We start from the raw sequence: 7443 nt of genomic DNA on the forward strand, positions 1-7443 counted from the left end.
TGCAGTCCGGCGTAGACCTGGGGAGAACTGAGTGAGCGCGACGATTCCGCCCGGCGAGGCGTACCGGCTGGTGGCGGACAACCTGGCGACGGTGATCCACGGCAAGCCCGAGGTGATCCGGCTGGCGCTGACCGCGCTGTTCGCCGAGGGCCACCTGCTGATCGAGGACGTCCCGGGGCTCGGCAAGACCACGCTCGCGCGGTGCATCGCGCGCAGCATCGACGCCGGCTGGAACCGGATCCAGTTCACCCCGGACCTGCTGCCCGGTGACATCACCGGCGTGACGGTCTATCACCAGGGCACCGAGTCGTTCGAGTTCCACCCGGGCGGGATCTTCGCCAACGTGGTGGTCGCCGACGAGATCAACCGCGGTACGCCGAAGACGCAGTCGGCGCTGCTCGAGGTGATGGCCGAGCGCCGCGTCACGGTCGACTCGAACACCCGCGCCGTACCGGACCCGTTCCTGGTCATCGGCACCCAGAACCCGATCGAGATGGAGGGCACCTACCGGTTGCCCGAGGCCCAGCTCGACCGGTTCCTGATGCGGATCGAGATCGGGTATCCGGACCACGACGCCGAGGTCCGGATCGTGCTTGGTGACACCGGCCGCGTCGGCCCGGACTCGCTGAGCCCGGTGATCGACGTGCCGGCGCTGCGGAACGCGATCGCCGCCGTCCGGTCGGTACACGTGGACCCGGCGATCAGCTCGTACGCCGTGAAGCTCGCCGCCGCGACGCGGGAGCACACCGCGGTCCGGTACGGCGCCAGCCCGCGGGGCAGCATCGCCCTGGTCCGGGCGGCCCGCGCGTTCGCGGCGACCGACGGCCGGGCTTTCACCACCCCGGACGACGTCAAGCAGGTCGCCCACCCGGTCCTCGCCCACCGGCTGGTGCTGACACCGGACGCGGAGCTGAGTCAGCGGCCGCCGTCCTCTGTCGTCGACGAGGTGCTGGCCGCGGTGGCGGCGCCGACGGCCGGTTCGACCGCGAGCTGATCATCGGGACAGGACGGGCCGGGGCCGGGAGCGAGGTAGTCTCCGGCTCGCATAGAGTGACGCTTGTCTCGACAGGAAGGATCCGCTCGATGGCCGACGCAGACAAGCAGGAGACGTCGAACACGCCGTACTTCGACACCAGCAAGCCGAGTATCGCGCGGACGTACGACTACCTGCTCGGAGGCAAGGACAACTTCGCCGTCGACCGCACCTTCGGTGACCGGTTCATCAACGAGCTTCCTGGCTCGCCGGTGATCGCCCACGACAACCGCGGTGCGCTGATCCGCGCGGTCCGCGAGATCGTCACGAACACACCGGTCCGGCAGTTCATCGACCTCGGCAGCGGCCTGCCGACGGCCGACAACGTGCACCAGGTCACCCAGCGATACGCGCCGGACGCGAAGGTCGTGTACGTCGACAACGACCCGATCGTGCTCGCCCACGGCCGCGCGCTGCTCGCCGAGAACGACAACACCACGGTGATCCAGGCCGACCTGCGGGAGCCGAAGGCGATCGTCGAGCACGCGGACACCATCCGGCTGATCGACTTCTCGCAGCCGGTCGGCGTGATCTTCAGCGCCGTGCTGCACCACGTCAACGACGATGAGGACCCGGCCTCGATCGTGCGCTTCTGGTACGACCGGATCGCGCCCGGCAGCCACGTCTTCATCAGCCACTTCCGCAGCGAGAACGACCCCCGCAGCCAGGACCTCGAGCAGGTCCTGCAGGGTTCCCTGGGCCGCGGCCGCTGGCGCACCGACGAGCAGATCCTGGCGCTGTTCGGCGACGGCTTCACCGTCCTCGAGCCCGGCCTGGTCCCCGCGGTGGAGTGGCGCAACGACGACGCCCCGGACGACCTCACCGACTACCAGCGGCTGATCACCGCGGTCCTCGCCGTCAAGAACTGAGCGCGCCGCCGGGCTCGAACAGTTCCCAGTGGCCTTCGGAGACGACCTCGAGCTTTCCGTCGGCCACCGTGATCGCGGTGGCGTCGTCGACCCCGTACGCCGGGACCGGGACGCCTTCGGCCCACGTCGCCACGTTGGCGACCCAGGTGTCCTCCATGTTGGGGTGGTCCAGGTGCGGGTACAGCGCGATGTCGATCAGGCCGAGCGGGGTCTCGCTGCCGGAGGTCGGCACCGGCCGGTCGTTGTAGTTCTCGCCGAAGCTTGCGGTGACCGCCATGCTGCCGGCGCTCACTCCGACGTACACCATCTCGCTGGGTAGCGTGGGCAGCAGGTCTGCGAAGCCGGACTCGCGCATCCAGTGGCACAGGTACATCGGGTCGCCGCCGCCGACCAGCAGCACGTCGGTCTCCTGGAGCTGCGGAACCCAGTTCTCCTTGGGGAGTCCGGGGAGCGCGGTGAGTTCGAGAACCCCCACGGACTTCCAGCCCAGACCGACCATCGGACCGCCACCGGTCCCGCTGATCAGGCGGTAGGCGATGCCCGGGCCCTCGGGGAAGTAGTACGCGGCGGTGGGGATGCAGAGCGCCGTACACTCCTCGATCGGTTTGTCGAGCAGGGCGACGAGCGCGCTGTGGATGCTCGGATTTCTGACGCCCGAAGAGGTGAGAAGGTACTTCACGGCAGGCCTCCCATGATCGTTGCGGGCCACGCTATCCCTGAAAGCCCTCCCAGGTGCGGAAAGCGAACTGCGCGGTCTTCGAGTTTCCGTTTGGCTGGGTGATTGTTGCCTTGGGACCGAGGGTGAAGCCGCTGCGGCGGAAGCGCTCGATCGCGCGCGTGTTCCGTACGTCGGGCTCGACCACGATCCGGGGGTTTCCGAGGTGCTCGAACACAAACCGCGCGAGCACCTCCACCAGATGCCCGGTGAACCCCGAACGCGCCTCCCCGGGCGCGATCAGCAGATGCACCCCGATGTCCCCGGCCTGGATCTCGTACGCCGCCCCCGCGGGATCCGCCTGCGGATCGTACGTCTGCAGCAACGCAACCGGCACCCCGTCCAGCCGAACGACGTACACGTGATGCGTCGGCACCGAATCCAGGAACCGGTACGTCGCAGCGACCTCCGCCCGCGACAACTCCTGCAGACCCCAGAACAAAGCCCGCTCGGCCGTCACCCACTCGAAGATCAGGTCGAGGTCACGCTCCGGGTCAGCCTCCGCGATCTCGACCGCACCGAAGTCGTCGACGGTGACCTTGTACGTCCGGTCCTCGCGTACCGTCTCGCCGCTCACCGGGACCAGCGCCCCGCGCAACCAGTGCGGAAGCTGATCGTGGTGATGCGGGTCGCCGAGTACGCCGGATGCGCCGAGCGGCACCACCCACCGACTGGCCGAGCGGTCGGCGAGATCCCACGCATAGCGGGCCGCGGACGCGCGGACACACACGTCGGTCAGCCCCGGGAGGCTAGAGGTGGACATCACGCAATGGTGATCGCCGGACAGCCCGAGGTCGTACGGCTCCTCGCCCGGCGCGAACACCGGACCCCGCAGCGCATGCAACGGAGCGAGCTGATGGGTCTCACCCCACGGCGGGCGCGGCTTCCGGGCGGCGACCTCCTCGAGTGCCTCCCGGGCGAGCCAACGCACGTTGATGTCCGGGAGAAGGTCGATGGACAGCAGGTTCTCCAGCGCGAAGGAGACATGCGTCAGCGGGTCCATCCACGGCGCGAAGATCTCCGCGACCTCGGCGTTCTCGAGGTTCGTGAAGTGGTCGGTGAGCCGCGACACGAGCGCCTTGCGAAGAGCGGCGTACGACGAGGCCGTCGTGCTCGTGGCGTCCATGCGCCGGTCCCAGGCGAGCAACTCGGTGCGGAGGGCAACGGCCGCAGGGGACAGGTCGGCAAGGTCGAGGAGGTCGAGGATGGAGCCGGCCGAACCGAGGTACGTGTCGGTGTGGATGGCCGGCATCTCGTCGACCGCCCAGTCGTCCCGAGCGTTCACGAGTTCGCGGATCCGGCTGGAACGGTGCGGCGCTGCGAACTCGACACCCAACGGCGCGGCGAGTTCGCGAGCATTGGCCATCACCGCAGGACCGTCGACCTCCGTCCGCGGCATCTCGTGCCAACCATCCCATTGGTACTTCGGATCCCACGCGGGCACCACGCGCAGCATGTTCTCCCGCTCCCGACGCGGAACGACCCCCGCGGTCCGATGCAGCAGTCCACCCTCGGTATCCGCAGCCAGCACGACATTCACCGGCTCGACCCAGTCGTCGAACGCCGCGTCGACATCGGCCACAGTGGTTGCCCGCAGCAAGTTCCCGAGCGCCTGAAACCCCAGCCGGCCGGTCACTCGCGGCGGGTAGCGCAGCGAGATCGCCCCGGAGGTGGTCTGCATGATCACCGGACCCCGATCGGTCTCGATCACCTCGACCGTGATCGGGTCGGCGTCGGCCACTTCCACCACCTCGGTGTGATGGGTGGCCGGCTTCCAGCCGTCCGGGCCGAGCGCCGTGACGCCGTCCGCAGTACGCCGCAGCTGTTCCGCGTAAAGATCCTGATAGTCGGCCATCGCGTTCGTGATCGACCACGCGACAGTTCCGGTGTGCCCGAAATGCGCGAGGCCGGGGACGCCAGGGACCGCCAGACCAAGCACGTCGTACTCGGGACACGTGAGCCGGATCTGCTGATAAACGCCGGGGCTCTCGACGTAGCGGTGCGGGTCGCCGGCGACGATCGGCTGCCCCGTCGCGGTGTGCGACCCCGGGATCATCCACCCGTTGCTCCCGGCACCATGTGGACCCTCGGACGTGAAGAGCTCGAGCGCCTCGTCCCCGAGGTGTTCCGCGACATGCGTCCGCCATAGCTTGCCCGGGAACCCGGCGAACAGCACGTGCACCGCCAGCCAGATCCCGAGCGGCGCCCACGGCTCCCACTCCTCCGGCGTCAGCCCGGTCTGCGCGAACTCCGGCGCCCGAGCCGCCCCACCCGGCAGCCCGTGATTCACACCCTCGACGTACGCCGTCACCCACTCGCGCGTGTCGCCGTCGAGCGCCTCGAAGCACCGCCGAGCCGTGTCCGCCAAACGGGCCTGGCGCGCGAAGACGTCCCACGCCGCGGCCTCGGTCCCGAGGAAGGCGGCGCTCGTCCCGAGGTACCGGCGGCGCTCCAACTCGATCTGCCAGGCCCGGTCCCGCGCGGCGTTCACGCCCTGCAGGTACACCAGCGCGAGCGGATCCCCGGCCTCCAGGTGCGGTACGCCGTACGTGTCCCGGAACACCCTCGCGTTCACTACGACTCCTCGTTTAAATTAGGTTAGGCTGCGCTAACTTACGCAGCAGCAATCCGCCCACGCAAGAGCAATTCTCGCTGGAGGTCCATCGTGAGGCATGGCTGGGAAGGCGTCGTCCTCAAGTTGTTCCGGGCGAAGGATTTCGCCTTCACCGTGACCGGTGCCGAGCAGGTCACGGAGCGCTACCGCCGGGTGCACTTCACCGACGGCGGCCTGCTCGAGGCGATCGGGGTGCACCCGACGATGTGGGTGCGGCTGTGGTTCGACAACGCCGGCAAGCCGCACCAGCGCGCGTACACGCTGGTCGATCCCGACGCCACGGCCGGGACGTTCAGTCTGGAGTTCGCGCTACACGACGGCTGCGCGAGCGACTGGTCCCGCAAGGCTCAGCCGGGCGACACGATCGAGGCGACGGTGCAGGGCACCGGGTTCGACGTACCCGATCCGCTGCCGCCGCGGATGCTGGTGATCGGCGATCCGGCCTCGCTGCCGGCGATCAACTCGCTGCTGGCCGTCGCGCCGAAGTTGCCGGCCACGATCTGGTTCGAGACCACGCACGACGGCGATCAGGACCTGCCGTTCCGGATCGACCCGGAGCATCACGAGCTGCGCACGATCCCGCGGCCGGAGATGGTCGCGACCGCGAAGGCCGGGCTCCGCGAGCTCATCGGCCCCGACAGTTTCGTCTGGATCGCCTGTGACACCGCGACCACGCGCGCGCTCACGGCGTACGTGCTGAAGGATCTCGCCGTCCCGAAGCATCGCGTGAAGTCCCTCGGGTACTGGAAGGCCGCGTAATCTGGCGGCCGTGATCACCTCGCTCGACGTCACCGACCGCGCGCTCGCCGAGCGGCTGCTCGCGATCCAGCACGCCGCGTACGCCGTGGAGGCCGAACTGATCGGTTTCGACGGCATCCCGCCGCTCCAGGAAAACCTTGACGGCCTGATGTCGAGCAGCGAACACTGGCTCGGCCGGTACGACGGAACGCTGCTCGTCGGCGCGGTCGCGTACGAGTTCCCGGACGACCGCACCGTCGAGATCTCCCGCCTGATCGTCGACCCCGCGCACGGCCGCCGCGGTCACGGGCGCGCGCTCCTCGACGAGCTCGACCGCATCGAACCGCGACCGGTCAGCCTGGTCTCCACCGGCGCGGTCAACACCCCGGCCACCGCTCTCTACAAGTCCCGCGGCTACGCCGAGGTCTCACACACCACGATCGCCCCCGGAGTCGACGTCACTCACTTCCAGCGCCGGCGCTGACGGCCGTGCCGGCGTGGCGATCCAGCCAGTCCGGCCAGGGCCGGAGTTCGCCGGCAGCGTCTGCGAGCGCGACCAGGACGTCTGCCGTCGTGCCCCGTTTCTCCGGTTGCTCGGCCAGCAGCTGCTCGATGACGGGGAGCAAGGGGGACGCCGGAATCTCGACTCCCTCCGCGAGCGGGACGCCGGTCACCGCCTCGGCGAGGATCATGCCGAGTCCGAAGAGATCCATCGCGGCCGAGACCGGTTCGCACGCCTCCTGCTCCGGCGCGGCGTAGCCCGCCGTACCGACCGGATGCCCTTTCCGTTGGGTGGCGCCGATGCGCCGCGCGGTTCCGAAGTCGATCAGGATCGGACGGGCGTCGCGGAGTACGACGTTCTCCGGCTTGAGGTCGAGGTGCGCGAGTCCCCGTTGATGCAATGAGGCGACAGCCGGGAGCAGTTGGGAGCCCAGTACGGCGGCCTCCGCCACGGTGAGTGCGCCGGTTTCCTCGAGTTCCTCGTCGAGCGCCGGACCGTCGACGTACTCCATCACGATGTGCGGCACGGGTGCGGTGGTGCCGTCGGCCAGCAGGCGTGGCAGTGCGGGGTGTGGATTGCTCGTCAGTGCAGCGGTTTCCCGGCGCAGCGTGCGGACCGCGCGCGGGTGGCGGATCTGATGCGGGCGAGCGAGCTTCAGTACTGCTGGGCTCCAGAGCTCCGGGTTCCAGACGAGCCAGGTCTCACACCTCGTCCCGACGCCGAGGCGTTCGATGGCGAGGTTCCGGCCAGGCAGCTCGGAACCTTCCTCGAAGTCCCAGATCGCCAAGCCGTCGTCCGGGTCCAACAACTGCTCCATGCATCCTCCTAGGGCGAGCGTGTGCTGCCGTGGGGGGGGGGGGGGGGGCCCCCGCCCCCCCCCCCCCCCGCCACCCGCCCCCCGCCCGACGCACCCACACACACCCCCGCCCCCGGCGACGCACGGGGCCGGCCGGGGGCAGAGGGACGTCGGTG

At 69.4% G+C, this 7443-nt stretch carries 7 protein-coding genes; 4 read left to right on the forward strand and 3 right to left on the reverse strand.

The window, feature by feature from the left end:
- Nucleotides 1–31 precede the first annotated feature (31 nt).
- Complete coding sequence (locus tag ACWGID_RS15810; protein ID WP_452197190.1) at nucleotides 32–994, forward strand: AAA family ATPase; 963 nt, start codon at nucleotides 32–34, stop codon at nucleotides 992–994.
- Nucleotides 995–1083: 89 nt separating this feature from the next.
- Nucleotides 1084–1902: an SAM-dependent methyltransferase gene (locus tag ACWGID_RS15815; protein WP_452197191.1), complete on the forward strand. Its 819-nt coding sequence runs from the start codon at nucleotides 1084–1086 to the stop codon at nucleotides 1900–1902.
- Here ACWGID_RS15815 and ACWGID_RS15820 read toward each other — a convergent pair.
- On the reverse strand, nucleotides 1892–2581 hold the full coding sequence (locus ACWGID_RS15820) for a Type 1 glutamine amidotransferase-like domain-containing protein (protein WP_452197192.1): 690 nt from the start codon (nucleotides 2579–2581) through the stop codon (nucleotides 1892–1894). The genes ACWGID_RS15815 and ACWGID_RS15820 overlap by 11 nt on opposite strands.
- A gap of 31 nt (nucleotides 2582–2612) precedes the next feature.
- Nucleotides 2613–5192 (reverse strand): GNAT family N-acetyltransferase, encoded by a 2580-nt coding sequence (locus ACWGID_RS15825; RefSeq protein ID WP_452197193.1) that lies wholly within the window; start codon nucleotides 5190–5192, stop codon nucleotides 2613–2615.
- 90 nt (nucleotides 5193–5282) lie between these two features.
- Between ACWGID_RS15825 and ACWGID_RS15830 the strand changes: the two genes are divergently transcribed.
- Together ACWGID_RS15830 and ACWGID_RS15835 are read left to right on the forward strand one after the other, a co-directional pair.
- Nucleotides 5283–5990: a siderophore-interacting protein gene (locus ACWGID_RS15830; protein ID WP_452197194.1), complete on the forward strand. Its 708-nt coding sequence runs from the start codon at nucleotides 5283–5285 to the stop codon at nucleotides 5988–5990.
- A gap of 10 nt (nucleotides 5991–6000) precedes the next feature.
- Entirely contained in the window at nucleotides 6001–6453 is a 453-nt protein-coding gene (locus ACWGID_RS15835; RefSeq protein ID WP_452197195.1) for a GNAT family N-acetyltransferase, read from the forward strand.
- Here the strand turns inward: ACWGID_RS15835 and ACWGID_RS15840 are convergent.
- Nucleotides 6428–7288: a serine/threonine-protein kinase gene (locus ACWGID_RS15840; RefSeq protein WP_452197196.1), complete on the reverse strand. Its 861-nt coding sequence runs from the start codon at nucleotides 7286–7288 to the stop codon at nucleotides 6428–6430. The genes ACWGID_RS15835 and ACWGID_RS15840 overlap by 26 nt on opposite strands.
- Nucleotides 7289–7443: the final 155 nt, after the last annotated feature.

The sequence above is a fragment of the Kribbella sp. NPDC054772 genome (assembly GCF_053611945.1).